The sequence below is a fragment of the Stutzerimonas chloritidismutans genome, assembly GCF_020783375.1.
GTDB lineage: Bacteria > Pseudomonadota > Gammaproteobacteria > Pseudomonadales > Pseudomonadaceae > Stutzerimonas > Stutzerimonas kunmingensis.
In genome coordinates this window covers 857,768-882,227 of the sequence record NZ_CP086067.1, presented here as the reverse complement: position 1 = coordinate 882,227, position 24,460 = coordinate 857,768, and the positions used below count along the sequence as shown (strand labels likewise).

23 protein-coding genes and 2 tRNA genes are annotated in these 24,460 nt (G+C 60.7%); 4 read left to right on the top strand and 21 right to left on the bottom strand.

All coding sequences use genetic code 11. The features are described from left to right. Positions 1–13: 13 nt before the first annotated feature. The 9 genes from nusA to ftsH all read right to left on the bottom strand — a co-directional run bounded on the left by nusA (position 14) and on the right by ftsH (position 7,883). Positions 14–1,495: a transcription termination factor NusA gene (nusA, locus tag LLJ08_RS04025; protein ID WP_046620279.1), complete on the bottom strand. Its 1,482-nt coding sequence runs from the start codon at positions 1,493–1,495 to the stop codon at positions 14–16. A gap of 47 nt (positions 1,496–1,542) precedes the next feature. Beyond that, on the bottom strand, positions 1,543–2,001 hold the full coding sequence (gene rimP / locus LLJ08_RS04020; protein WP_023446161.1) for a ribosome maturation factor RimP: 459 nt from the start codon (positions 1,999–2,001) through the stop codon (positions 1,543–1,545). A gap of 127 nt (positions 2,002–2,128) precedes the next feature. After that, a tRNA-Met gene (locus LLJ08_RS04015) sits at positions 2,129–2,205 on the bottom strand. A 94-nt stretch (positions 2,206–2,299) separates the two neighbouring features. Then, positions 2,300–2,385: transfer RNA gene (locus LLJ08_RS04010), tRNA-Leu, on the bottom strand. Between the two features lie 7 nt (positions 2,386–2,392). Continuing rightward, positions 2,393–2,776, bottom strand: a complete 384-nt coding sequence (gene secG / locus LLJ08_RS04005; RefSeq protein ID WP_228208268.1) for a preprotein translocase subunit SecG — start codon at positions 2,774–2,776, stop codon at positions 2,393–2,395. Between the two features lie 4 nt (positions 2,777–2,780). After that, positions 2,781–3,536, bottom strand: coding sequence for a triose-phosphate isomerase (gene tpiA / locus LLJ08_RS04000; RefSeq protein ID WP_041016122.1), 756 nt, complete (start codon positions 3,534–3,536; stop codon positions 2,781–2,783). Positions 3,537–3,601: 65 nt separating this feature from the next. After that, positions 3,602–4,939: a phosphoglucosamine mutase gene (gene glmM, locus LLJ08_RS03995; protein WP_041016121.1), complete on the bottom strand. Its 1,338-nt coding sequence runs from the start codon at positions 4,937–4,939 to the stop codon at positions 3,602–3,604. A gap of 10 nt (positions 4,940–4,949) precedes the next feature. Further along, positions 4,950–5,801: a dihydropteroate synthase gene (gene folP, locus LLJ08_RS03990; RefSeq protein WP_042924361.1), complete on the bottom strand. Its 852-nt coding sequence runs from the start codon at positions 5,799–5,801 to the stop codon at positions 4,950–4,952. A 171-nt stretch (positions 5,802–5,972) separates the two neighbouring features. Further along, positions 5,973–7,883: an ATP-dependent zinc metalloprotease FtsH gene (gene ftsH / locus LLJ08_RS03985; RefSeq protein WP_042924365.1), complete on the bottom strand. Its 1,911-nt coding sequence runs from the start codon at positions 7,881–7,883 to the stop codon at positions 5,973–5,975. Between the two features lie 490 nt (positions 7,884–8,373). Between ftsH and yhbY the strand changes: the two genes are divergently transcribed. Further along, complete coding sequence (gene yhbY, locus LLJ08_RS03980) at positions 8,374–8,685, top strand: ribosome assembly RNA-binding protein YhbY (protein WP_221102666.1); 312 nt, start codon at positions 8,374–8,376, stop codon at positions 8,683–8,685. 33 nt (positions 8,686–8,718) lie between these two features. Here yhbY and LLJ08_RS03975 read toward each other — a convergent pair whose 3' ends face one another. From LLJ08_RS03975 to grpE, 8 genes are all read right to left on the bottom strand, one after another. Then, positions 8,719–9,150, bottom strand: a complete 432-nt coding sequence (locus tag LLJ08_RS03975) for a hypothetical protein (RefSeq protein ID WP_014819229.1) — start codon at positions 9,148–9,150, stop codon at positions 8,719–8,721. Next, on the bottom strand, positions 9,128–9,604 hold the full coding sequence (greA, locus tag LLJ08_RS03970; RefSeq protein ID WP_041016117.1) for a transcription elongation factor GreA: 477 nt from the start codon (positions 9,602–9,604) through the stop codon (positions 9,128–9,130). The genes LLJ08_RS03975 and greA overlap by 23 nt, the downstream gene beginning before the upstream one ends. Beyond that, positions 9,601–12,822, bottom strand: coding sequence for a carbamoyl-phosphate synthase large subunit (gene carB, locus LLJ08_RS03965; RefSeq protein WP_041016116.1), 3,222 nt, complete (start codon positions 12,820–12,822; stop codon positions 9,601–9,603). The genes greA and carB overlap by 4 nt, the downstream gene beginning before the upstream one ends. Positions 12,823–12,994: 172 nt before the next feature. Then, positions 12,995–14,143, bottom strand: coding sequence for a glutamine-hydrolyzing carbamoyl-phosphate synthase small subunit (gene carA, locus LLJ08_RS03960; protein ID WP_044314321.1), 1,149 nt, complete (start codon positions 14,141–14,143; stop codon positions 12,995–12,997). Between the two features lie 216 nt (positions 14,144–14,359). After that, the gene (gene dapB, locus LLJ08_RS03955; protein WP_014819225.1) at positions 14,360–15,166 is read right to left on the bottom strand and encodes a 4-hydroxy-tetrahydrodipicolinate reductase; all 807 of its coding nucleotides are present in this window, start codon (positions 15,164–15,166) and stop codon (positions 14,360–14,362) included. 77 nt (positions 15,167–15,243) lie between these two features. After that, positions 15,244–16,374 (bottom strand): molecular chaperone DnaJ, encoded by a 1,131-nt coding sequence (gene dnaJ / locus LLJ08_RS03950; RefSeq protein ID WP_003280872.1) that lies wholly within the window; start codon positions 16,372–16,374, stop codon positions 15,244–15,246. Between the two features lie 122 nt (positions 16,375–16,496). Beyond that, positions 16,497–18,410, bottom strand: coding sequence for a molecular chaperone DnaK (dnaK, locus tag LLJ08_RS03945; RefSeq protein WP_228208267.1), 1,914 nt, complete (start codon positions 18,408–18,410; stop codon positions 16,497–16,499). Positions 18,411–18,509: 99 nt separating this feature from the next. After that, a complete protein-coding gene (gene grpE / locus LLJ08_RS03940; protein ID WP_041016112.1) occupies positions 18,510–19,079 on the bottom strand; it encodes a nucleotide exchange factor GrpE in 570 nt (189 codons plus the stop codon). 201 nt (positions 19,080–19,280) lie between these two features. Between grpE and recN the strand changes: the two genes are divergently transcribed. Beyond that, positions 19,281–20,954, top strand: coding sequence for a DNA repair protein RecN (gene recN, locus LLJ08_RS03935; RefSeq protein ID WP_228208266.1), 1,674 nt, complete (start codon positions 19,281–19,283; stop codon positions 20,952–20,954). 56 nt (positions 20,955–21,010) lie between these two features. Here recN and fur read toward each other — a convergent pair whose 3' ends face one another. Further along, positions 21,011–21,415: a ferric iron uptake transcriptional regulator gene (fur, locus tag LLJ08_RS03930; protein ID WP_003280866.1), complete on the bottom strand. Its 405-nt coding sequence runs from the start codon at positions 21,413–21,415 to the stop codon at positions 21,011–21,013. 95 nt (positions 21,416–21,510) lie between these two features. Between fur and LLJ08_RS03925 the strand changes: the two genes are divergently transcribed. Next, positions 21,511–22,026 (top strand): outer membrane protein assembly factor BamE, encoded by a 516-nt coding sequence (locus tag LLJ08_RS03925; RefSeq protein ID WP_014819220.1) that lies wholly within the window; start codon positions 21,511–21,513, stop codon positions 22,024–22,026. A gap of 41 nt (positions 22,027–22,067) precedes the next feature. Here the strand turns inward: LLJ08_RS03925 and LLJ08_RS03920 are convergent, their stop codons facing one another. Beyond that, positions 22,068–22,382, bottom strand: coding sequence for an RnfH family protein (locus tag LLJ08_RS03920; protein ID WP_104096819.1), 315 nt, complete (start codon positions 22,380–22,382; stop codon positions 22,068–22,070). Beyond that, complete coding sequence (locus LLJ08_RS03915) at positions 22,375–22,809, bottom strand: type II toxin-antitoxin system RatA family toxin (RefSeq protein ID WP_023446175.1); 435 nt, start codon at positions 22,807–22,809, stop codon at positions 22,375–22,377. Before LLJ08_RS03915 ends, LLJ08_RS03920 begins: the two co-directional genes overlap by 8 nt. Before the next feature lie 210 nt (positions 22,810–23,019). Between LLJ08_RS03915 and smpB the strand changes: the two genes are divergently transcribed. Beyond that, positions 23,020–23,502 (top strand): SsrA-binding protein SmpB, encoded by a 483-nt coding sequence (gene smpB, locus LLJ08_RS03910; RefSeq protein WP_003299438.1) that lies wholly within the window; start codon positions 23,020–23,022, stop codon positions 23,500–23,502. Positions 23,503–23,574: 72 nt separating this feature from the next. Here the strand turns inward: smpB and LLJ08_RS03905 are convergent, their stop codons facing one another. Beyond that, positions 23,575–24,360, bottom strand: a complete 786-nt coding sequence (locus LLJ08_RS03905; protein ID WP_228208265.1) for a GntR family transcriptional regulator — start codon at positions 24,358–24,360, stop codon at positions 23,575–23,577. Positions 24,361–24,460: the final 100 nt, after the last annotated feature.

Below are 24,460 nucleotides of genomic sequence, written 5' to 3'. Positions count from 1 at the left end.
GGCCGCTAATTACTTACTCGAACCAATGGGCTCGGGCGGCCATGATCAGCTTGCCGGCACGCTCTTCATCGATGCCGTCTATGTCGAGCAGGTCGTCTATAGACTGCTCGGCCAGGTCTTCGCGGGTGATGACGCCCCGCACGGCCAACTCGACCGCCAGTTCTTTATCCATGCCATCGAGTGCCAGCAGATCTTCAGCCGGCTGAGCATCCGCAAGCTTCTCCTCGTTGGCGATGGCCTTGGTCAGCAGGCGATCTTTGGCCCGCGTACGCAGCTCATTGACGATGTCTTCGTCGAAGCCTTCGATGCCAAGCATTTCCTCCATGGGGACATAGGCAATCTCTTCGAGGGAGGTAAAGCCCTCTTCCACCAGCACCTGTGCAAGTTCCTCATCAACGTCCAACTCATCAATGAAGTTGCGCAGGATGTCACCGGTTTCTTCCTGCTGCTTGGCCTGGATGTCCGCTTCAGTCATGACGTTGAGCGTCCAACCACTAAGCTGACTGGCCAGACGCACATTCTGACCGCCACGGCCGATCGCCTGCGCCAGATTGTCTTCGGCAACCGCGATATCCATGGCGTGAGCGTCTTCGTCGACGATGATCGCGGCCACTTCAGCCGGAGCCATCGCATTGATGACAAACTGAGCCGGGTTCTCATCCCACAGGACGATATCGACGCGCTCGCCGCCAATTTCGCCAGAGACGGCCTGAACCCGCGAACCGCGCATGCCGATGCAGGCGCCCTGCGGATCGATGCGCTTGTCCTTGGAGCGAACGGCGATCTTGGCCCGCGAACCAGGATCACGCGACGCACCCATGACCTCAATGAGGCCTTCGGCGATTTCTGGCACTTCGATGCGGAACAGCTCGATCAGCATCTGCGGCGCAGTACGCGACAGAATCAACTGCGGGCCGCGGTTCTCAGTGCGAATTTCCTTGAGCAGTGCGCGAACACGGGCACCGACGCGGAAAGTTTCACGCGCAATGATGTCTTCTCGGGCAAGCAATGCTTCGGCGTTGTTGCCCAGATCGACGATTACGCTGTCGCGGGTAACTTTTTTGACAGTACCGGAAATGATCTCGCCCAGGCGATCGCGGTAGGCTTCTACCACCTGCGCACGCTCGGCCTCGCGGACCTTCTGCACGATCACCTGTTTGGCGGTCTGCGCGGCGATACGCCCGAATTCGATAGACTCGATCTTCTCTTCGAACACATCACCGAGCTTGGCGTCTGGATTGCGCTCCTGAGCCTGATCGAGCGCCAGCTGATGGGCTGGATCATCGAAATGCTCATCGTCGACCACGGTCCAGCGACGGAACGTTTCGTAACTGCCGTTCTGGCGATTGATTTCTACACGCAGATCAACTTCGTCCTCGTAGCGCTTCTTGGTAGCCGTGGCCAAGGCCAGCTCAAGCGCTTCGAAAATCACACTCGCCGGTACGCCCTTTTCATTGGACACCGACTCCACAACCAGCAGTACTTCTTTGCTCATCGTACGCCTCGCCTTTCGCAATCCATTGGGTTCCGCGGGATCCGTTCTCAGTCAAAACGGGGAATGATGTTGGCCTTATCGATCATGTCGATCGGCAGCAGGTACTCATGGTCGTCCACCTGCACCACGACATCCTGCTCTTCCACCCCACGGAGAAGACCCTGGAAATTGCGCCTGCCCTCGAAGGGCGAGCGCAGCTTTATTTTTACCTGATCACCGATATGGGCCGTGTACTGTTCGATCGTGAACAGCGGCCGATCCATGCCAGGAGAAGAAACCTCAAGGGTGTAGTCCACGCTGATTGGATCTTCCACATCGAGCACACCGCTCAATTGACGACTGACTTTCTCGCAATCGTCGATGAGGATGCCATCGGCATGGTCGATATAGACACGCAACAGTGAATGCCGCCCCTGGGAAATGAACTCAATACCCCAGCACTGATAGCCAAGCGCCTCAACCACCGGGGCCAACAAGGCCTGCAACTGTTCTAGCTTGCTCGACATCGAAGTCCCTCGCGCATGCTGTACAAATGAAAAATGGGCGAAACGCCCATCCCTTTGACCGCCTGTAAATGCCGGCGACCTGGCCTCAAGCTAATAAAAAGCCCCTGTACAGGGGCTCTTTATTGACTGGTTGCGGGGGCTGGATTTGAACCAACGACCTTCGGGTTATGAGCCCGACGAGCTACCAGACTGCTCCACCCCGCGTCAAACTGGGCACGAATTATACGACCCATGCCTAATACAGGTCAACCGAAACCCTTAAACACAAGAAAGCCCGCACTAGGCGGGCCTGCTTGTTTGGTACCGAGGAGGGGACTCGAACCCCTACAGCCTATGGCCACTACCACCTCAAGGTAGCGTGTCTACCAATTCCACCACCTCGGCAAAAACCTTATTGCCCTTCCTCCACCTCAGGGAGATCGCCAGCAGCATCCGCCGACTTGCGCTGATCGAGCACAGGGACGTCTTCGACTGCTGGCTTGCTGGCCGGCACTTCCAGCACAGCTGGATCCGGCAGCCCCGCCTGGGACAACTGATCAGCCTGTTGTTTCGCGAAGAACGCCAAACCCAGACTGGTCACGAAAAAAACGCCGGCGAGTATAGCAGTAAGCCGGCTCAAAAAGGTAGCAGAACCTTGGCTTCCGAAAACAGTTGCCGAAGCACCCGAACCGAACGAAGCACCAGCATCTGCACCCTTGCCCTGCTGCAGCAGCACCAGCGCAACAACACCTAGAGCAACCAGCAGATGCACCACAATCACGACAGTCTGCAACATCTGTTCAGTTCCCCGCGGCGCGACAAATCGCACCAAATTCATCCGCTTTCAGAGAGGCCCCGCCAACCAGCCCCCCATCAATATCCGCCATTGCGAATAGCTCAGCGGCATTCTCCGCCTTGACGCTGCCGCCGTACAGAAGCCTTACGCCTTCAGCGATGCGGCCATCATGACGCGACAACTGCTCTCGAATGGCAGCATGCACTTCCTGCGCCTGCTCAGGCGTTGCGGTCAAGCCACTACCAATCGCCCAAACAGGCTCGTAAGCAATAACCGCCGACTCGAATGCGGCGACACCACGGTCATCCAGCACTCGCGCCAACTGACGCCCAACCACTTCGAGCGTCTTGCCTGCCCGTCGCTCTTCAAGCGTCTCACCCAGGCACAACACAGGCTTAAGACCACCCACCTGCGCTGCCGAAAACTTGCGACTGACCACTTCGTCCGTCTCACCCAACAACAGGCGACGTTCGGAGTGACCAACCAGAACCCACTTACAACCGAAATCAGCGAACTGCTCAGCCGAAACCTCACCGGTCAACGCCCCGAAGCCATTCTGCGCCGCACAATCCTGGGTACCGACGGCAACATGCTCACCATCAACACCATCCAGAACCTGAGAGACATGCACAGCGGAGGGAAACACCGCAATCTCGATATCCGCAGGCAAAACCTGCATCCGGAGAGACTCGACAAGCTCTGCGACGCTAGCGCGGGTACCGTTCATTTTCCAGTTACCAGCTACCATGGGGCGACGCATGCTTTACCTCATCGGTCAAAGTGGGCGCAGATGTTACTCAACAGCAAACGCCCTGGCAAGCGCGATTACGCACAAACTTCGGTAACGATCTTCGCCAGCTCCTCAGCCATGCCACGCACCTGACTTTCGTCATCGCCTTCAACCATGACACGCACCAGCGGCTCGGTCCCGGACTTGCGCAAAAGCACGCGGCCACGACCACCCATGCGCTCGGTAACACTGTCGCAAGCAGCTTGCACGCTAGGATGCGAAATTGGATCGCGCTCGCCAGAAAAGCGCACGTTGATCAGCACCTGAGGGCACTTGTGCCAAGCCAGTCGCTCCTGCGCGAGCGTCTGGCCGCGCCGACGAAGCGCCAGCACCACCTGCAACGCCGCGATGATCGCATCGCCCGTGGTGGTGTGCTGCGCACAGACAATATGCCCGGAGTTTTCACCACCCAATGCCCAGCCACGCTCAAGCATCTCCGCGATCACGTAGCGATCTCCCACCTTGGCGCGGGTGAACGGTATCTCCCGCGCTTTCAAGGCAAGCTCAAGCCCCAGGTTACTCATCAGCGTGCCGACAACGCCGCCAGCCAACCGATCTCGCTCCTGCAAATCAGTCGCGATGATGTAAAGCAGTTCGTCGCCATCCACGACCGCACCGGTGTGGTCGACCATCATCACCCTGTCACCGTCGCCATCGAAGGCTATGCCCAGATCCGCGCCATTATCGACAACCGCCTTCTGCAGCTGCCCGACATGAGTGGAGCCAACATCGGCATTGATGTTCAGACCGTCCGGCTGCGCACCTATAACCACCACCTCGGCGCCCAGCTCACGGAACACGCTGGGAGCAACCTTGTAGGTCGCGCCATGCGCGCAGTCGATCACCAGCTTCAACCCGGAGAAATCAGTGCTGGTTGGCACGCTGCTCTTGCAGAACTCGATATAACGGCCAGCCGCGTCATTGATGCGGGATGCCTTGCCAAGCTGTGCCGAGTCGACCACGGTCATCGGCGCATCGATCAACTCCTCGATCATCAGCTCCACTTCATCAGGAAGCTTGGTGCCGCGACCGGAAAAGAACTTGATTCCGTTATCGTGATGCGGATTGTGCGAGGCGCTGATCACAATACCCGCCTCAGCATGGAAGGTACGCGTCAGATAGGCGACTGCGGGCGTCGGCATAGGCCCAAGCAACAGTACGTCCGCGCCAGCCGCCGACAAGCCCGCCTGCAATGCTGACTCGAACATGTAGCCCGAAATACGCGTGTCCTTTCCGATCAGAATCCGGCACTTTCCCTGCTTGCGAAAGGCCATGCCAGCCGCCCAGCCCAGCTTGAGCATGAAGTCCGGGGTGATCGGAGCCTGCCCGACGTGCCCACGGATGCCATCGGTACCGAAGTATTTTCTAGTCATGGTGCCTTCCCTATTGCGCCGCCTGCACTGCAGCAATCATTCGAACTACATCAACCGTCTCGGCAACGTCATGAACGCGCACAATTTGCGCGCCCTTGCCTACGGCGAGCGCCGCCAAAGCCAGACTGCCGTACAAGCGCTCATCAACTGGCCGACCCAGCACGGCCCCGATCATGCTCTTGCGCGAGACACCGACCAGCAATGGCCGACCCAGCCGATGCAGTACCTCCATACGCCTGAACAGCACAAGATTATGGTTCAGCGTCTTGGCGAAGCCGAAGCCGGGATCTAGGACGATGCGATCGAGCGGGATTCCCGCCGCAGCACACGCACCCATTCGCTGGTCAAGAAACGAACAAACCTCCTCCACAACGTCGTCGTAGCGGGGATCCCTCTGCATATCACCTGGCTCGCCGCGCATGTGCATGAGGCAGACCGGCAGGCCAGCGTCAGCCGCGGCATCCAGCGCACCGTCGCGCTGCAGCGAGCGCACGTCGTTGATCAGCCCAGCGCCCAGCCTCGCACACTCGCGGATGACTGCGGGCGTGGACGTATCCACCGAAACGACCACGTCGAGCTCCCGCGCGATCATCTCTACGATCGGTGCGACCCGCTCCAGCTCCTCGGTCGGCGAGACGGCGCGCGCGCCAGGGCGCGTAGACTCGCCACCAACATCGATCAGCGTAGCCCCAGCCACGGCCATTGCTTCGGCATGCCGAAGGGCTGCCTCGCGCTCGGCAAAGCGACCACCATCAGAGAAAGAATCGGGTGTGACATTGAGAATCCCCATCACATGAGGACGGGAAAGATCGAGAACCCGGCTGCCACATACCAGCCGAGCGGGGGAAAGAGATTCGGTCATTTACGAGCCTTGAGCTTTCAGGCCGGACACCCTGAACAGGCGCCCCACACCAGCTGCACCACCATGGCGCAGCGGGCTGGACAATTTACACCAGAAGGGGCGCCTTATGCGCCCCTTCTGGTGTACTCCGATTTTCACGCGCCCGATGCAGTCATCGGCTTACGCATGCCGTCAATGCTCGCCGGCAGGACCACCGATCGGGGTTTGCGGGCGACTATCATCAGGCACGACTGGCGTACCGGACGCGCCCGAGCCGCCCTCCCAATCACGCGGCTCTCGAGGTGTGCGCCCAGCCATGATGTCGTCGATCTGCGGCGCATCGATGGTCTCGTACTTCATCAAGGCTTCGGCCATCACATCCAGCTTGTCGCGATTATCGGTCAAGATCTGCTTGGCCGTTCCGTAGCAGTGGTCGATGATGCTGCGGACCTCTTCATCGATCAGCCGCGCGGTTTCACCGGACACATTGGAATGCTGGCTGCCGGCACTGCGACCGAGAAACACCTCGCCTTCTTCTTCGGCATACATCAACGGGCCAAGCTTCTCCGACAAGCCCCACTTGGTCACCATGTTCCGCGCCAACTGCGTGGCGCGCATGATGTCGTTCGACGCACCCGTGGTGACACCCTCGAAGCCCAGCGTCATCTCTTCCGCAATCCGTCCTCCGAACAAGGAGCAGATCTGACTGATCAACGCCCGCTTTGACAGGCTGTAACGATCCTCCTCCGGCAGGAACATGGTGACGCCTAGCGCTCGACCGCGTGGAATGATGGAAACCTTGTATACAGGATCATGCTCGGGGACCACGCGCCCGACGATGGCATGACCTGCTTCGTGGTAAGCAGTGTTGAGCTTTTCCTTCTCGGACATGACCATTGACTTGCGCTCGGCGCCCATCATGATCTTGTCCTTGGCCAGCTCGAACTCACGCATTTCGACGATGCGCTTGTTGGAGCGCGCGGCAAACAGCGAAGCCTCGTTGACCAGATTGGCGAGATCCGCACCGGAGAAGCCCGGAGTGCCCCGCGCAATTACACCCGGCTCGACGTTCTCGCTGATCGGCACCTTGCGCATGTGCACCTTCAGGATCTGTTCGCGACCACGAATATCCGGCAGGCCGACTACAACCTGACGGTCGAAACGCCCTGGACGAAGAAGCGCAGGATCGAGCACATCGGGACGGTTGGTCGCCGCAATGACGATGATCCCGTCGTTCATCTCGAAACCGTCCATCTCCACCAGCAACTGGTTGAGGGTCTGCTCGCGCTCATCGTGCCCACCACCGAGACCTGCGCCACGATGACGACCGACTGCATCGATCTCGTCGATGAAGATGATGCACGGCGCGTGCTTCTTCGCCTGCTCGAACATGTCGCGGACACGACTGGCACCGACACCAACGAACATCTCGACGAAATCCGAACCGGAAATGGTGAAGAACGGCACCTTGGCTTCACCTGCAATCGCCTTGGCCAGCAGCGTCTTACCAGTGCCGGGCGGGCCGACCATCAGCACACCACGCGGAATGCGACCGCCGAGACGTTGAAACTTGCCAGGATCACGCAGGAACTCGACCAGCTCGTGGACTTCTTCCTTCGCCTCATCGCAGCCGGCGACGTCAGCAAAGGTCGTCTTGACCTGATCCTCGGAAAGCAGGCGCGCCTTGCTCTTGCCGAAACTCATCGGCCCACCCTTGCCACCCGCACCGCCCTGCATCTGCCGCATGAAAAACATGAATACAGCGATGATCACCAGAATCGGGAAGCTGGCAACGAGAAGCTGGGTCCAGATACTTTGCTGCTCAGGCTGCTTGCCCTCGATCAGCACGTTGTTGTCGAGCAGATCGCCGATCAGACCATTGTCCTGAATCGCCGGGCGAATGGTCTTAAAGGTATCGCCTTCGCTGCGCTTGCCGATGATCACGAAACCATCGACCGTCACACGCTCGACGCGCCCTTCCTTGACCTGCTCGAGGAAGTCGGAATAGCTCAGCGTCTGCGGCTCGCTGGGGCTGGAGAAGTTGTTCATCACCGTGACCAGGACGGCGGCGATGATCAGCCACAGAATCAGGTTTTTTGCCATGTCGTTCAAATTAACTACCCTCTGGAGCAAACCCGTTGTCTGCGGGCCGCATGACGGCCGGTTGGTTGCTCGGCCTAACTTACTACACAACGTACTGGAACTGGCAGCCGGTCTGTAACCCTATGAAACAGCCTAGCCCTTGTAACACCGAGCCGTCCATTCAACTGAAGCCTGCACGATAGACCGCAAGATATGGCATTTTGCACCGAGCGCTATTCGCTACAGTTTTTGAAGCAGCGCGCCCCGCGACGCAACTCTGCAACCCATATTGGGGCCGTATGGACAATCACAAGGCCGGCATGATTTTTCGTCAGCTGATATCTGACGCGTATCCAGAGACATTCGACGCACGATCCCAGCCACCGAAGAAGAACTTTTTGTCGGTACGGACGGATACAGCATGCCCCAAGCTGACGCCTCATCTGTGCGGTCATGCACCTCTCGGTTACACTAGCCGCCGTTTCCAAGGTTCTGACGCAAGGGTCGACATATGCCGCTCACCAACGAGCAAAAGAAGCAGTACAAATCCATCGGCCACCATCTAAAACCGGTCCTGATCGTAGCCGAGAACGGACTGACCGAAGGCGTTCAAGCCGAACTCGAGCGGGCCCTGAACGACCATGAGCTGATCAAGATCCAGTTCCGCCTCGCAGAGCGTGAAGACCGCCGCGCGCTGATAGAAGAACTGTGCAAGGTCGGCAAGTGCGAGCTGGTACAGACCATCGGCAAGATGGCCCTGGTGTACCGCAAGAATCCGAAGCCGAACAAGCAGCTTTCGAACATTCACCGCTTCCAGGCCTGAGATCGTGCGCGGCAGACTCAATCTGCCGCGCGCTCAGTACTCGCGTCCCGGAGCGGGCTGCAAGACCAGCATCAGGCCACACAGCGCCATCACCAGAAAGCTGAAGCTGGCCCAGTAGAGCGAGTCGAACCAGCCCGCCCGCATCAACAACTGGCTGCCCGCGAGCATCATTACTGTCAGCAAAAGCTGGCCGCGAACGTCACGCCACAAGCCGCGCAGCCCCATCACCTGAACCAAGACCAGCGCCTGCAGCGCGCTACAGAATGCGGCAAAGCCGACCAGCAGCGGCTTCAGGCTGCCAGCGATCTCATCGACCAATAAAGGTGCCAGCCCGACGCGCCCAAGGGCAGGCAAGACCAGAAATTGCAGCAGCCACAAGCCGCCGACCCAGAACGTCTGGGCCAGCTGCCAGGTGATGATGCCAGCCCGCGCCGGCTGTCGGTCAGACGTGGCGGACTTCGACAATCTCGTACTCGATCAACCCACTGGGCGTTTTGACGGCTACGACATCACCTTCTTCCTTGCCGATCAATGCGCGGGCAATCGGCGAACTGACCGAAAGCTTGCCCTGCTTGATGTCAGCTTCATCGTCGCCGACGATCTGGTAGGTCACCTGCTCGTCGGTCTCGACATTGGCGATATCCACAGTGGTACCGAAGATTACCTTGCCAGTCGGCGGGATATTGGCGATGTCGATCACCTGGGCGTTCTGCAGTCGACCCTCGATGTCGCGGATACGCGCCTCAACCATGCCCTGCTGCTCACGCGCAGCATGATACTCGGCGTTCTCCTTGAGATCGCCCAGTTCACGCGCCTCGGCGATCGCCTGGGTGATCTGCGGACGCAAAACGGTCTTCAGATGCTTGAGTTCGTCTTCCAGGGCGCGAGCGCCCTGGATGGTCATTGGAAATTTTGTCATGCCTTGATTCCTGCATGGAGATCCTGCAAGCGGCGCACGGTCTTCTCGGGACCGAACTTGAGCGCCTCACAGATCGCCTGGCCACCCGCGATAGTGGTGGTGATGCAGATCTTGTGCTGCAGGGCGTTGCGCCGAATGGAATACGAATCGGCGATGGACTGACGGCCTTCGGTAGTGTTGATGACCAACGTGACTTCGTCATTCTTGATCATGTCGACCACGTGCGGACGGCCTTCGGTCACCTTGTTCACACGGCGCACCGGCAGTCCGGCCGCCTCGATGATCCGCGCGGTGCCGGCGGTGGCCACCACCTCGAAACCGAGCCCGACCAGATCACGAGCGACCTGTTCGACGTAAGGCTTGTCGTCTTCGCGCACGCTGAGGAACGCGCAACCCGAGGTCGGCAGGATTTCGCTAGCGCCCAGCTGGGCCTTGGCAAAGGCTTCGGCAAAGCTGTCGCCTACGCCCATCACCTCACCGGTGGACTTCATCTCCGGACCGAGGATGGTATCGACGCCGGGGAACTTGGCGAACGGGAATACCGCCTCCTTGACGCTGTAGTAGGTCGGGATGATTTCGCGAGTGAAGCCGATTTCCTTCAGTGTCTTGCCAGCCATCACGCGCGCCGCAACCTTGGCCAGCGACTCGCCAATGCACTTGGAAACGAACGGCACGGTACGCGAAGCACGCGGATTGACCTCGAGCACGTAGATATCTTCGCCCTGCACGGCCATCTGTACGTTCATCAGGCCTATCACGTCGAGCTCCAGGGCCATCTTGCGCACCTGGTCACGAATCTCGTCCTGAATATGCTGCGGCAACGAGTAGGCCGGAAGCGAGCAGGCCGAGTCACCGGAGTGGACACCGGCCTGCTCGATGTGCTGCATGATGCCGCCGATGACGACGTCAGTACCGTCGCAGACCGCGTCGATATCCACTTCGATGGCGCAGTTGAGGAAGTGATCCAGCAGCACCGGGCTGTCGTTGGACACCTGGACCGCTTCACGCATATAGCGCTTGAGTTCCTCTTCCTCGTAGACGATCTCCATCGCCCGGCCGCCCAGCACGTAAGAGGGGCGCACCACCAGCGGGTAGCCGATCGCCTTGGACGCAGCGATGGCTTCCTCCTCACTACGCGCCGTGGCGTTCTGCGGCTGACGCAGATTCAGACGCTGCACCATCTGTTGGAAGCGTTCACGGTCTTCGGCGCGGTCGATCGCATCCGGACTGGTGCCGATGATCGGTACACCCGCCTCTTCCAACGCACGGCAGATCTTCAGCGGGGTCTGCCCGCCATACTGCACAATCACGCCCTTGGGCTGCTCGACACGGACGATTTCCAGCACGTCTTCCAGGGTTACCGGCTCGAAGTACAGGCGGTCGGACGTGTCGTAGTCGGTGGAGACGGTTTCTGGGTTGCAGTTGACCATGATGGTCTCGTAACCGTCTTCACGCATGGCCAGCGCGGCGTGCACACAGCAGTAGTCGAACTCGATGCCCTGTCCGATACGGTTGGGGCCGCCACCCAGGATCATGATCTTGTCGCGGCCCGACGGGTTGGCCTCGCACTCTTCCTCGTAGGTCGAATACATGTAGGCCGTATCGGTAGCGAACTCGGCGGCGCAGGTGTCGACGCGCTTGTAGACCGGCAGCACCTTGAGCTTGTGACGGTGGCTGCGCAGGTTCTTCTCGGTGACGCCCAACAGCTTGGCCAGACGCGCGTCGGAAAAACCCTTGCGCTTGAGCTTGTACATCAGATCGCGGTCGATGCTGGACAGGCCCAGCGTCTTGACGTGCTCTTCATCCTTGACCAGATCCTCGATCTGCACCAGGAACCAAGGATCGATCTTGGTCAGCGCGAACACATCTTCGACGCTCTTGCCGGCACGGAAGGCGTCGGCGACATACCAGATGCGATCGGCGCCCGGCACCGTCAGTTCGCGTTTGAGGGTGCTCTCGGCCTCGGCGTCAGCCAGATTCAGTTTCGGATCGAAACCAGTTGCGCCGACTTCCAGGCCACGCAGCGCTTTCTGCATGGATTCCTGGAAGGTGCGACCGATCGCCATGACCTCACCGACCGACTTCATCTGAGTAGTCAAGCGCGCGTCGGCCTTGGGGAATTTCTCGAAGGCAAAGCGCGGCACCTTGGTCACGACGTAGTCGATGGCCGGCTCGAAAGACGCAGGCGTGCGACCGCCAGTGATGTCGTTCTGCAGTTCGTCGAGGGTGTAACCCACAGCCAGCTTCGCCGCGATCTTGGCGATCGGGAAGCCTGTGGCCTTGGATGCCAGCGCCGAGGAACGCGACACCCGCGGGTTCATCTCGATCACCACCATGCGGCCGGTATCTGGACAAATGCCGAACTGCACGTTGGAGCCACCAGTTTCCACGCCGATCTCGCGCAGCACCGCCAGCGAGGCGTTACGCAGGATCTGGTATTCCTTGTCGGTCAGGGTCTGGGCCGGCGCGACGGTGATCGAGTCGCCGGTGTGCACGCCCATCGGATCGAAGTTCTCGATGGAGCAGACGATGATGCAGTTGTCCTTCTTGTCGCGGACCACCTCCATCTCGTATTCCTTCCAACCGATCAGCGACTCGTCGATCAGCAGCTCACTGGTCGGTGAAAGGTCCAGGCCGCGGGCGCAGATCTCTTCGAACTCTTCACGGTTATAGGCGATGCCGCCGCCGGTGCCACCCATGGTGAACGACGGTCGAATGATGCAGGGGAAGCCGACCTTGTCGAGCACGCCGTAGGCTTCTTCCATGTTGTGCGCGATGCCGGATACCGGACAGGCAAGACCGATGTCCTTCATCGCCTTGTCGAAGCGCGAACGGTCTTCGGCCTTGTCGATGGTGTCGGCGTTGGCACCGATCATCTCGACGCCGAACTTCTCCAGAATGCCGTGCTTTTCCAGGTCCAGCGCGCAGTTCAGCGCAGTCTGACCACCCATGGTCGGCAGCAGTGCGTCCGGACGCTCCTTCTCGATGATCTTGGCCACGGTGGCCCATTTGATCGGCTCGATGTAGGTGGCGTCAGCCATGGCCGGGTCGGTCATGATGGTCGCCGGGTTGGAATTCACCAGGATGACGCGGAAGCCTTCCTCCTTAAGCGCCTTGCAGGCCTGAGCGCCGGAGTAATCGAACTCGCACGCCTGGCCGATGACGATGGGGCCGGCGCCGAGGATGAGGATGCTTTTGATATCTGTACGTTTTGGCATTTTCGTTACTCGAATCCTTAGGTCAGTCGGCAAGTCATCTTGAGAGTTACTGCGCGCCGCCTGGGCTGCGTTGCGCGGTACTCACTTCCTCGCCGTACTACCTGTACTGTCTCGTCGTTGCGTTCCGGGCGCCTTGCCCAGACCGCGCTCGCTACACTCTCAAGACGACTCGTTACTGTCGTTTGGCCATGGCTTCGATGAAACGGTCGAACAGCGGCGCGACGTCATGCGGCCCCGGGCTCGCTTCGGGGTGACCCTGGAAGCTGAAGGCAACCTTGTCGGTGCGCTCGATGCCCTGCAGGGTGCCATCGAACAGCGACTTGTGTGTCGCACGCACATTGGCCGGCAGACTAGCTTCGTCCACGGCAAAGCCATGGTTCTGACTGGTGATCATCACCACACCGGTCTTCAGATCCTGAACCGGGTGGTTCGCACCGTGGTGGCCGTTGGGCATCTTCACGGTCGTGGCGCCGGAGGCGAGCGCCAGCAACTGGTGACCAAGGCAGATGCCGAACACCGGGATGTCGGTTTCGAGCACTTGCTGGATCGCCTTGATCGCGTAGTCGCAAGGCTCGGGGTCACCCGGGCCGTTGGCCAGGAAGATACCGTCCGGGTTCAGCGCCAGGGCTTCGCTGGCAGGCGTCTGTGCCGGAAGCACGGTGACGCGGCAACCGCGGGCGACCAGCATGCGCAGGATGTTGTACTTCACGCCGTAATCAAAGGCGACGACATGGTAGGGCAGCTCGCTGGCGGGAATCTCGGCATGGCCGTCATCCTTCAGGCACCAGACACTGGAGCGCCACTCGTAACGCTCCTTGACGCTGACTTCCTTCGCCAGATCCATGCCCTTGAGGCCGGGGAAGCTGCGCGCCAGCTCCAGCGCTTTCTCTTCGGTCGCGTCGCTACCAGCCAGGATGCAGCCGTTCTGCGCACCCTTCTCACGCAGGATACGGGTCAGGCGACGAGTATCGATGCCGGCGATGGCAACGGTGCCATTGGCTTTGAGGTAGTCAGGCAGGGGTTGCTTGTCGCGCCAGTTGCTGGAAATCAGCGGCAGGTCACGAATAACCAGACCCGCAGCCCAGACCTTCCAGGACTCGGCATCCTCCGGCGTGGTACCAGTGTTGCCGACATGAGGATAGGTCAGGGTTACGATCTGCTTGGCGTAGGAAGGATCGGTGAGGATTTCCTGATAGCCGGTCATGGCGGTGTTGAACACCACCTCACCAATGGTTTGCCCATCGGCGCCGATGGATTCGCCGCGAAAGATGCTGCCATCGGCAAGAGCCAGAATGGCTGGCGTAAGGGCTGGCTTAGTCAAGAGACCTCCCGTAGATCAAGGCTGGAGCAGACGCAGATTGTAAAAAAGCGGGATGACGTGTGAAGGTCATCCCGCTTTTTGTTTGATTCATTTCTGCGCAACTTTTAGTGGACACACTAAAGCGGGAAGCTTACATAAAACCGCCTTTCGGGTCCAGCCAAAATAGCCGGCAAACGCACTCGAACGGGGCGCGACGCTGCCAGCCGACGCAGCGAATCATTTCAGACCGAGCACATCCTGCATGTCGTAAAGACCTGCCGGCTTCTCGTCCAGCCATAGCGCGGCACGTACGGCGCCCTTGGCGAAGGTCATGCGGCTGGAGGCCTTGTGGGTGATTTCCACGCGCTCACCATCGGCGGCGAACAACACTGTGTGATCACCGACCACGTCGCCGGCACGGACGGTAGCGAAGCCTATGGTGTCGCGCTGACGCGCACCGGTTTGCCCCTCACGTCCATATACCGCAACCTTCTGAAGGTCACGCCCGAGCGCCTCGGCGACGACTTCACCCATGCGCAGTGCGGTACCAGAAGGTGCGTCCACCTTGTGCCGGTGATGCGCTTCGATGATCTCGATATCCACGTCGTCACCTAATACCCGCGCTGCCGTATCCAGCAGCTTGAGGCACAGATTGACGCCGACACTGAAGTTGGCGGCAAAGACGATCGGGATGTCCCTGGCCGCCGCAACGAGACGCTCCTTCTCGTCAGGCGAGAATCCGGTGGTACCGATCACCATCGCCTTGCCGGCGCGCCGGCAGACTTCCAGATTCTTCAGGGTCACCGAAGGATGGGTGAAATCGATCAGCACGTCGAACTCATCAATGGCCCTGACGAGCTCACCGGTCAGCGGCACGCCCAGACGACCGATGGCTGCCAGCTCGCCGGCATCGGCACCCACCAGAGTGCTGTCCGGACGATCGATGGCCGCCGTCAGGCCGGCGGCACCACTGGTCTGCTGCACCGCCTCGATCAAGGTCTTGCCCATACGCCCGGCGGCGCCGGTCACTGCAATACGTCGCATCAATTCAGCTCCAGGCTGCAGGCTTCAAGCGGAGGACGCAGGCACGAAGCCTGTCATCCTCCACCCATAGGCCCTTGTCATACATCACCGAAAAAGCGCTTCACACCTTCGAACCAGCCACTGGCCTTGGGGGAATGCGAGGTGTCCCCCTGCAGCGTGCCGCGAAACTCCTCGAGCATCTCACGCTGACGCTTGCTCAGGTTGACCGGCGTCTCCACCGCGACCCGACACAGCAGATCGCCCGCCGCACCACCGCGCACCGGCGCGACCCCCTTGCCACGCAAGCGGAACTGCTTGCCGGTCTGGGTACCCTCAGGAATCTTCAGCTTGACGCGGCCATCCAGGGTCGGCACTTCCAGCTCGCCACCCAACGCGGCATCGGCAAAGCTGATCGGTACTTCGCAATACAAATGTTTGCCATCGCGCTGGAAGATCGCGTGCTCGCGCACATTGACCACCACATACAGATCGCCGGCCGGGCCACCCTGAGTGCCCGCCTCGCCTTCGCCAGACAGACGAATGCGATCACCGGTATCGACACCCGGCGGCACCTTGACCGAGAGTGTCTTCTGTTCTTCGACGCGCCCCTGCCCATGGCAGCTGCCGCACGGATCGGAAATCATCTTGCCGCTGCCGTGGCAGCGCGGGCAGGTCTGCTGCACCGAGAAGAAGCCCTGCTGCATGCGCACCTGACCGATACCGCCACAGGTGGTACAGGTCACCGGGCTGGTGCCCTTCTTCGCACCGGAGCCATCGCAGGTCTTGCACTCAACCAGCGTCGGCACGCGGATAGTCACGGTGGTGCCGCGCACCGCCTCTTCCAAGTCGAGTTCGAGCGTGTAGCGCAGATCGCTGCCACGCTGTGCGCCGCCACGGCCGCCGCCGCGGCCGCCGCTGAAGAAATCGCTGAACACGTCGCCGAAGATATCGGAGAAGTTCGCACCACCGTAACCGGCACCGGCTGCCCCAGCACCCATCTGCGGATCGACACCGGCGTGGCCGTACTGATCGTAGGCAGCACGTTTGCTCGGATCGGAAAGTACTTCGTAGGCCTCATTGGCCTCCTTGAAGGCGTCTTCAGCCGCCTTGTCCCCCGGATTGCGGTCCGGGTGATGCTTCATCGCAAGGCGCCGGTAAGCTTTTTTCAGCTCTGCCTCGCTGACGCCGCGCTCGACGCCCAGCACCTCATAAAAATCGCGTTTGGCCATAACTATCCTGAACCCTCAAATTCATGCCTTCCAGACACGCCGACGCGGGAGCAAGCCCCCGCGCAGCGGTCGGGCCCGCCCGAACGATGTCGGGACGGGCTGGAGCGGAAGCAAGCCAGGGCTTACTTGTTGTCCTTGACCTCTTCGAACTCGGCGTCGACCACGTCGTCGCCCGGCTTGCCCTGCTCATCTGGCGACTGACCTTCACCAGCCTGGGCCTGCTCGGCGTACATCTTCTGCGCGACCGGGGTTGAAGCCTGGGAAACCGCCGCGATCTTCGCTTCGATTTCAGCCTTGTCGTCGCCCTTGATGGCCACTTCCAGCTCGCCAAGCGCCTTCTCGATGGCCGCCTTGTCATCGTCGCTGGCCTTGTCGCCGGCTTCGGTGAGCATCTTGCGAGTGGCGTGCACCAGCTGGTCGCCCTGGTTACGTGCGGTGGCCAACTCCTCGAACTTGCGGTCTTCCTCGGCATTCGCCTCGGCATCGCGGACCATCTGCTCGATTTCCTCCTCGGACAGACCGGAGTTGGCCTTGATCACGATGGACTGCTGCTTGCCGGTGGCCTTGTCCTTGGCGGACACGTGCAGGATGCCGTTGGCGTCGATGTCGAAGGTGACCTCGATCTGCGGCATGCCACGCGGTGCCGGCGGAATCTCGGCCAGGTCGAAGCGGCCCAGCGACTTGTTCTGCGTAGCCTGCTTGCGCTCGCCCTGCAGCACGTGAATGGTCACGGCGCTCTGGTTGTCGTCGGCAGTGGAGAACACCTGCGACTTCTTGGTCGGGATGGTGGTGTTCTTCTCGATCAGCGGAGTCATCACGCCGCCCAGGGTTTCGATACCCAGGGTCAGCGGCGATACGTCGAGCAGCAGCACGTCCTTGACGTCACCGGCCAGGACCGCGCCCTGAATGGCAGCACCCATGGCGACGGCTTCGTCCGGGTTGACGTCCTTGCGTGCTTCCTTACCGAAGAATTCGGCAACCTTCTGCTGCACCAGCGGCATGCGGGTCTGGCCACCAACCAGGATCACGTCGTCGATCTTCGAAACGTCGACACCGGCATCCTTCAACGCGATTCGGCAAGGCTCGATGGTGCGCTGCACCAGATCCTCGACCAGCGCTTCCAGCTTGGCCCGGGAGATCTTCACGTTCAGGTGCTTAGGACCGGTCGAGTCTGCGGTGATGTATGGCAGGTTGACGTCGGTCTGCTGACTGGAGGACAGCTCGATCTTGGCCTTCTCTGCTGCTTCCTTCAGGCGCTGCATCGCCAGCGGATCACCCTTGAGGTTCATGCCGGTTTCTTTCTTGAACTCGTCGACGAGGTAGTCGATCAGGCGAATGTCGAAGTCCTCACCACCGAGGAAGGTGTCACCGTTGGTGGCCAATACTTCGAATTGATGCTCGCCATCGACTTCAGCGATCTCGATCACCGACACGTCGAAGGTGCCGCCACCCAGGTCATAGACGATCACGGTGTGGTCGCCCTTGGCCTTGTCCATGCCGTATGCCAGCGCAGCCGCGGTCGGCTCGTTGATGATGCGCTTGACATCCAGACCGGCGATACGACCGGCATCCTTGGTGGCCTGACGCTGGCTGTCGTTGAAGTAGGCCGGAACGGTGATCACCGCCTCGGTCACCGGCTCACCGAGGTAGTCCTCGGCGGTCTTCTTCATCTTCTTCAGGATTTCAGCGGAGATCTGCGGCGGCGCCATTTTCTGGCCATTCACCTCGACCCAGGCGTCGCTGTTGTCGGCCTTGACGATCTTGTAAGGGACCATCTGAATGTCTTTCTGCACGACGTCTTCGTCAAAGCGACGACCGATCAGACGCTTCACCGCATACAGGGTGTTGTGCGGGTTGGTCACTGCCTGGCGCTTGGCCGACTGACCAACCAGAATTTCGCCGTCGTTCGCGTACGCGATGATCGACGGAGTGGTACGGCCGCCTTCGGCATTTTCAATTACCTTGGCCTTGCCGTTTTCCAGAATCGAGACGCAGGAGTTGGTGGTTCCCAGGTCGATACCGATGATCTTGCCCATTTAATTCGCTCTCCAAATTTCGATTGGTCCGCGCCTGTTTTACCGGCTGCGGGTAACACAAAAACGCTTGGCTACCAGATGGGGGTCGGCAACCGGATTTCAAGCCTTCTCATCAATCGAAGGCGGCACATCGGCAGGCGCCTTGCTGACGACGACCATCGCCGGACGCAGCAGGCGACCGTTGAGTAGGTAACCTTTCTGGAACACCTTAAGCACGCTGCCCGGCTCGACATGGGTGCTTTCTTCCATGGCCATGGCTTGGTGATGCTCAGGATTGAACGGCTCGCCATGCGGATCGAGCTGCTCGAGCTGGTGACGCGCCAGCGTGTCCTGAAGCAGCTTGAGGGTCAGCTCGACGCCCTCACGCATGGGCTTGACCGCTTCGTCATCAGCACTGGACAGCTCAAGGCCACGCTCGAGACTGTCGGCAACGGCAAGCAGATCACCGGCAAACTTTTCCAGGGCGAACTTGTGCGCCTTTTCCACATCCTGCTCGGCGCGCCGGCGGATGTTCTGCAGCTCAGCCGCAACGCGCAGTGACTGGTCCTGCGCAGCGGCCAGCTGCTCTTCCAGCGACTGCACGCGGGCGGCCAGATCCTCGGCTACGTCCGCTTCCGAGTGCTCGGGCGCTTCCGGGTTCTGGTTATCCAGGTTCTGCTCGTCGGCCATAGGTCCTCCTCTCTATACGATCAGCGGGCAGCAAACCCGCGCTTGTGCCGCTATATGGGGGCGCGAAAACAGGCTTCAAGGGCGGAAAGCGAAGAGCGCCCAGCGAAATGACGAGCAACCGCACATTCATCCTTCAACGCTTGTAGCGCCCAGGAAAACCACTGTATAAATACCCAGCCACGCAAATCGGGAGCCCTTGCCATGCTGGTTCATCTATCGGTCCACAACTACGCCATCGTCGAGCACCTCGACCTCGAGCTGAAACGCGGCATGAGCGTCATCAGCGGAGAAACCGGCGCAGGCAAGTCGATCATGCTCGATGCCCTCGGCCTGACGTTGGGCGACCGGGCCGACAGCAGCGTGGTGCGCATCGGCGCCGACAAGGCCGACATTCTTGCCAGCTTCGACCTGGACGATATTCCCGACGCCCGCGCCTGGCTCGCGGAGCGCGACATGGACCATGACGGGCCCTGCATCCTGCGCCGCGTCATCACCGCCGAAGGTCGTTCCCGCGGCTACATCAACGGCACCCCTTGTCCGCAGAGCGACCTCAAGTCGCTGGGCGAGCTGCTTATCGATATCCACAGCCAGCATGAGCATCAATCCCTGCTGAAGATCGACACCCATCGGCGCCTGCTCGATGAGTACAGCGGCAACCAGGAGCTGGCGCGACAGGTCCAGCTGGCCGCCCAGCGCTGGCGGCAGACGCGACAGACCCTGGAACGCCTGAGCAACAGTGGCGACGAACAGCGCGCACGCCACCAATTGCTCAGCTACCAGCTGGAAGAGCTGGAGAACCTGGCGCTGGGCGAGAACGAACTGGAGCAACTCGAGCGCGAACACAAGAACCTGGCCAATGCTGAGCAGTTGCTCGGCGCCTGCCGCCAAGTCATGGAGCTGTGCAGCGAGAGCGATGCCGGCAACGTGCTGTCGGCACTGACCAGCAGCCTGCAGCGTCTGAGCGCCTTCCAGAACCAACCTCAAGCCCTGAGCGAAGCAGTCAATCTGCTGGCGAGCGCGCAGATTCAGGTCGAAGAGGCGATCGGCGAGCTGAACCGCTTCGTCGATCACTTCGACGCCGATCCGGAGCGCCAGCAGATGCTGGAAGAGCGGCTGGATACCATCTACACCCTCGCTCGCAAGCACCGCGTGCAACCGACCGAACTGCCCAACCTGCACCAGCAGCTGCTGGAGGAGCTAGAAGTGCTGAACGCCGACGACGAAGCAGTCGAGCGCCTCGGTGAAGAACTGGCGGCCTACGCTCGGCACTACGAAGAAAAAGCCGGAGAACTCAGCCGCATGCGCCAGGCCGCGGCCGAACAGCTGGCCAGCGCTGTCGAGGTAGAGATTCAAAGACTGGGTATGCCAGGCGGCAGATTCAGCGTGCAACTCAAGCCTGCAGCCGAAGGCGAACTGATGCCCTACGGCCTGGAGCAGGTCGAGTTCCTGGTCAGCGCCAACCCGGGCCAGCCCCTGCGCGCACTGGCCAAAGTCGCATCCGGGGGTGAACTATCACGCATCAGCCTGGCGATTCAGGTGATCACCGCGCAGACATCCCGCGTACCGACGCTGGTGTTCGATGAAGTCGACGTGGGTATCGGCGGCCCGACCGCGGAGATTGTCGGCCAGCTGTTGCGCCGCCTCGGTGAGCGCGGCCAGGTGCTGACCGTCACCCACCTGCCCCAAGTCGCCGCCCAAGGACATCACCACCTGTTCGTGCACAAGGCTCGCGGGGCGGATGAAACCCGCACTGCCGTCGCAGAACTGGATCAGAACGGCCGCGTCGAGGAAATCGCGCGAATGCTCGGCGGCGTCGACCTGACCGAGCAGTCTCTGGCACATGCCCGACAGATGGTCACCTCCGCACAAGCCTGAGCCCGGCAGCCAGGCACAAAAAAGGCGGCCTTGGCCGCCTTTTTCATATGTCTGGATCAGTCTTTTTTGCGCACGTAGAGCACCAGATTGTGATCCACCAGCTCGTAGCCGTGACGCTTGACGATTTCTTTCTGCAACTTCTCGATCTCGGGATCGAAAAACTCGATGACGTCGCCGCTATCGACGCAGACCATGTGGTCGTGATGCCCGCCGTCGGCCAGCTCGAAGACGGCATGACCACCATCGAAGTTGTGCCGAACTACCAGACCGGCCGCCTCGAACTGGGTCAGCACGCGATAGACCGTCGCCAGACCGACATCCTCACCCGCTTCCATCAACGCCTTGTAGACGTCTTCGGCGCTCATGTGGCGGCGATCGGTAGTGTCCAGCATCTGCAGGATCTTGACCCGCGGCAGAGTTACCTTGAGACCAGCTTTACGTAGTTCGCTATTTTCAACCATGGTTGGCTTTCTCGCTGCTGCTGTTTCGCAGCCTCCTTCAATACGGGTATGATCCGGGTTCTTTGCCCAGCCAAGATAGTGGAAGTCACCCACCGATGCAAAACACCAAGCTCATGCTGGCCAGCCTCTCCTTCGCAGGTCTGGTCGCACTCGCCGGTTGTTCATTCCCCGGGGTTTACAAGGTCGACATTCAACAGGGCAATGTCGTCACGCAGGACATGATAGACCAGTTGCGCCCCGGAATGACCCGCCAGCAGGTGCGGTTTATCATGGGCAACCCGCTGATCACCGACACCTTCCATGCCAACCGCTGGGACTACCTGTACAGCATCCAGCCGGGCGGCAGTCCGCGCCAGCAGGAGCGAGTCAGTCTGGTATTCAATGCCAACGACCAGCTGGCGGGCCTGGCCGGCGACTTCATGCCCGGCGTAAGCCGCGATGAACAGATCCTTGGCCGCGACGCCCAGGCGCCTGACGCGGCTCCTGCCGCCCAGCCAAGCCAGCCTGAAGAGCGCCCTGCGCCTGGCTCGCTGCTGGAGCAGATTCAGCGTGAAGTGGATGAAGCGGAGCCGGTTCCGGTGCCGATTCCCGAACCGCTGGAAACCGAATAAAGAAACGCCCGGCTAGCCCGGGCGTTTTTGTTTCAGCATATTCAAGCGTCTTCGGCCTTGTTCTTTGCTGCCCGTGCGGCGCGCTGTTTGCGCACCTCTTTCGGGTCGGCAATCAGCGGCCGGTAGATCTCCACGCGCTCACCCTCCTCGAGCACGCGCTCATCGGGCTTGGGCACGGCCTTGCCGAAGATACCCAACGGAGCTGCGGCCAGATCGAGCCCCGGGAAGTGCGTATCCATTCCCGAACGCAAGGCCGCGTCGCGCACGGTGGTGCCCGCGGGCACGGTCATCTGCAGCAGCTTCTGCTTGTCGGCCAGGGCATAGACCACTTCGACCGCAATCGATTGCTTATCCATATAGCTGCTTCGCCCGCTCGCAGAAGGCATCGACCAAAGTGTTGGCAGCCTGGTTGAACAGCGGCCCGAGCGTTGCCTTGACCAGCGGCCCGGCGTAATCAAAGGTCAGATCCAGGCTTATCTTGCAGGCCTTTTCCCCCAAGGCCTTGAATTCCCAGATGCCATGAAGATGGCTGAATGGGCCTTCCTCAAGCGTCATCTCGATACGCTTGCCGAGGTCCAGGGCGTTGCGCGTCATGAAGCGCTGGCTCAACCCGGCCTTCGCCACCGTCATGCTGGCGTGCATTTCGGTCTCGCTGCTGGAAAGCACCTCAGTCGCTGAACACCAGGGCAGGAACTGCGGGTAGCTGGCTACGTCGTTGACCATGTCGAACAGCGCCTGGGCCGGGTACGGCAGCAGCGCGGAACGTTGAATGTGCGTCGTCATGCGGACCTTCTACGTCGTCGTTTCATTGCGCGCCATCCAAAAGTTGGCGCAGCCAGCCCGCAACCGCGGCTTCCGGGCGACACCCGGGAAGCGGCTCAGCGCAAAGCGGGGCACATTGTCGGGGATTAACGGCTGCCCCTCAAGTTTCTGCCGCCAGCGCTCTTGCAGGCTGTCGCCAGCCGCAGCGGGACTCCCTATAATGCGGCCCCTATGGCCAAACAGAAGAAACAGTCCCCCGGGACCATCGCGCTGAACAAGAAAGCGCTACACGACTACTTCATCGAACAGAAATTCGAGGCGGGCCTCGTCCTGGCCGGCTGGGAAGTGAAGAGCATGCGCGCCGGCAAGGCTCAGCTGGTCGACAGCTACGTCCTGCTCAAGGATGGCGAAGCCTGGCTGATGGGTGCGCACATCACGCCGCTGACCAGCGCCAGCACACACGTCATTGCCGACCCGACCCGCACCCGCAAGCTGCTGCTGAACAAGCGCGAGCTGGGCAAGCTGTTCGGCGCCGTACAGCAGAAGGGCTACGCCTGCGTAGCGCTGTCGCTGTACTGGAAGAAGCACATGATCAAGTGCGAGATTGCCCTCGGCAAAGGCAAGAAGGAGTACGACAAGCGCCACACCGAGAAGGAACGCGATTCCGACCGGGAGATCCAGCGCGCGATGCGCACCAAGGGCAAGGACGACTGAGCCGCGCCCGTCGCATGGCCCGATAAGCCCACGCGGCAATACCCGAGCCGGCAGGCAGTGCCGGCTCCGCTCTCACCCTTCCTTCTGCATCCGCTCTCCCTGCCTGCGCTGCGCGCGCGCCAGACGCTGAGCCTCCTGCTGACCTTCAGCCAGCACTTCCTGCACGTAATTGATATGGCGATGGATGACCTCCCGCGCCTCGGTCGCTCGCCTGGCCATGATCGCCTCGTACAACTCGCGATGCTGGCTCATCAGCATGTCCCGCGTTTCGTCACGCAGGGCGTACATGCCGCCGATATTGGTCACCACGTTGCGCTTGAGCAGGTCGAACAGGCCACGAATGGTATGCAGCAGCACCGCGTTGTGGCTGGCTTCGGCAATGGCGAGATGGAACTGGGCATCGGCTGCGCCCTCTTCTGCCCGAGAGACCTTGCCTTCCCGGGCGTAGCAGTCCTGCAATGCGGCAAAGGCTTCGGTGAGCCGCTTCCGATCCACCTCGGTCGCACGCAGCGCTGCGTAGTAGGCGCAGCTGCCCTCGAGCGTGTGGCGAAACTCCAATAAGTCGCGCTGCACATCGCTGTTGTTTTCCAGCAGATGCAGCAACGGATCACTAAACGTCGAGCCCAGCGACTCGGCGACGAACGTACCTCCGCCATGCCGGCTGACCAGCAGCCCCTTGGCCGCGAGCTTCTGAATCGCTTCGCGAAGCGAAGGCCGCGAGACGCCAAAGCTTTCAGCCAGGGCGCGCTCCGCAGGCAGACGCTCACCCGCCTTGAGCGTGCCCTCGAGAATCATGGTTTCCAGCTGCGCGACGATATCGTCCGCTAGCCGCCGCTGCCGCACCATCCCCACGTCCATAGCCACCCCGAATGGTCATACCAATCCGAAAAATGCTAGCCATGACCGCGCATCTGCACAAGGCCGGCTGTTGCGACCAAAGTCTATAGCTAGCTAATTG

What these genes read in the sequence shown, in the direction of transcription:
- yhbY (WP_221102666.1), top strand. Translation starts at nt 8,374, where the DNA reads ATGCCGCTCACCAACGAGCAAAAGAAGCAGTACAAATCCATCGGCCAC.
- rimP (WP_023446161.1), bottom strand. Translation starts at nt 2,001, where the DNA reads ATGTCGAGCAAGCTAGAACAGTTGCAGGCCTTGTTGGCCCCGGTGGTT.
- tpiA (WP_041016122.1), bottom strand. Translation starts at nt 3,536, where the DNA reads ATGCGTCGCCCCATGGTAGCTGGTAACTGGAAAATGAACGGTACCCGC.
- secG (WP_228208268.1), bottom strand. Translation starts at nt 2,776, where the DNA reads ATGTTGCAGACTGTCGTGATTGTGGTGCATCTGCTGGTTGCTCTAGGT.
- folP (WP_042924361.1), bottom strand. Translation starts at nt 5,801, where the DNA reads ATGACCGAATCTCTTTCCCCCGCTCGGCTGGTATGTGGCAGCCGGGTT.
- ftsH (WP_042924365.1), bottom strand. Translation starts at nt 7,883, where the DNA reads ATGGCAAAAAACCTGATTCTGTGGCTGATCATCGCCGCCGTCCTGGTC.
- LLJ08_RS03925 (WP_014819220.1), top strand. Translation starts at nt 21,511, where the DNA reads ATGCAAAACACCAAGCTCATGCTGGCCAGCCTCTCCTTCGCAGGTCTG.
- dapB (WP_014819225.1), bottom strand. Translation starts at nt 15,166, where the DNA reads ATGCGACGTATTGCAGTGACCGGCGCCGCCGGGCGTATGGGCAAGACC.
- recN (WP_228208266.1), top strand. Translation starts at nt 19,281, where the DNA reads ATGCTGGTTCATCTATCGGTCCACAACTACGCCATCGTCGAGCACCTC.
- dnaJ (WP_003280872.1), bottom strand. Translation starts at nt 16,374, where the DNA reads ATGGCCAAACGCGATTTTTATGAGGTGCTGGGCGTCGAGCGCGGCGTC.
- carB (WP_041016116.1), bottom strand. Translation starts at nt 12,822, where the DNA reads ATGCCAAAACGTACAGATATCAAAAGCATCCTCATCCTCGGCGCCGGC.
- fur (WP_003280866.1), bottom strand. Translation starts at nt 21,415, where the DNA reads ATGGTTGAAAATAGCGAACTACGTAAAGCTGGTCTCAAGGTAACTCTG.
- dnaK (WP_228208267.1), bottom strand. Translation starts at nt 18,410, where the DNA reads ATGGGCAAGATCATCGGTATCGACCTGGGAACCACCAACTCCTGCGTC.
- LLJ08_RS03920 (WP_104096819.1), bottom strand. Translation starts at nt 22,382, where the DNA reads ATGGATAAGCAATCGATTGCGGTCGAAGTGGTCTATGCCCTGGCCGAC.
- glmM (WP_041016121.1), bottom strand. Translation starts at nt 4,939, where the DNA reads ATGACTAGAAAATACTTCGGTACCGATGGCATCCGTGGGCACGTCGGG.
- nusA (WP_046620279.1), bottom strand. Translation starts at nt 1,495, where the DNA reads ATGAGCAAAGAAGTACTGCTGGTTGTGGAGTCGGTGTCCAATGAAAAG.
- grpE (WP_041016112.1), bottom strand. Translation starts at nt 19,079, where the DNA reads ATGGCCGACGAGCAGAACCTGGATAACCAGAACCCGGAAGCGCCCGAG.
- LLJ08_RS03915 (WP_023446175.1), bottom strand. Translation starts at nt 22,809, where the DNA reads ATGACGACGCACATTCAACGTTCCGCGCTGCTGCCGTACCCGGCCCAG.
- greA (WP_041016117.1), bottom strand. Translation starts at nt 9,604, where the DNA reads ATGACAAAATTTCCAATGACCATCCAGGGCGCTCGCGCCCTGGAAGAC.
- smpB (WP_003299438.1), top strand. Translation starts at nt 23,020, where the DNA reads ATGGCCAAACAGAAGAAACAGTCCCCCGGGACCATCGCGCTGAACAAG.
- LLJ08_RS03905 (WP_228208265.1), bottom strand. Translation starts at nt 24,360, where the DNA reads ATGGACGTGGGGATGGTGCGGCAGCGGCGGCTAGCGGACGATATCGTC.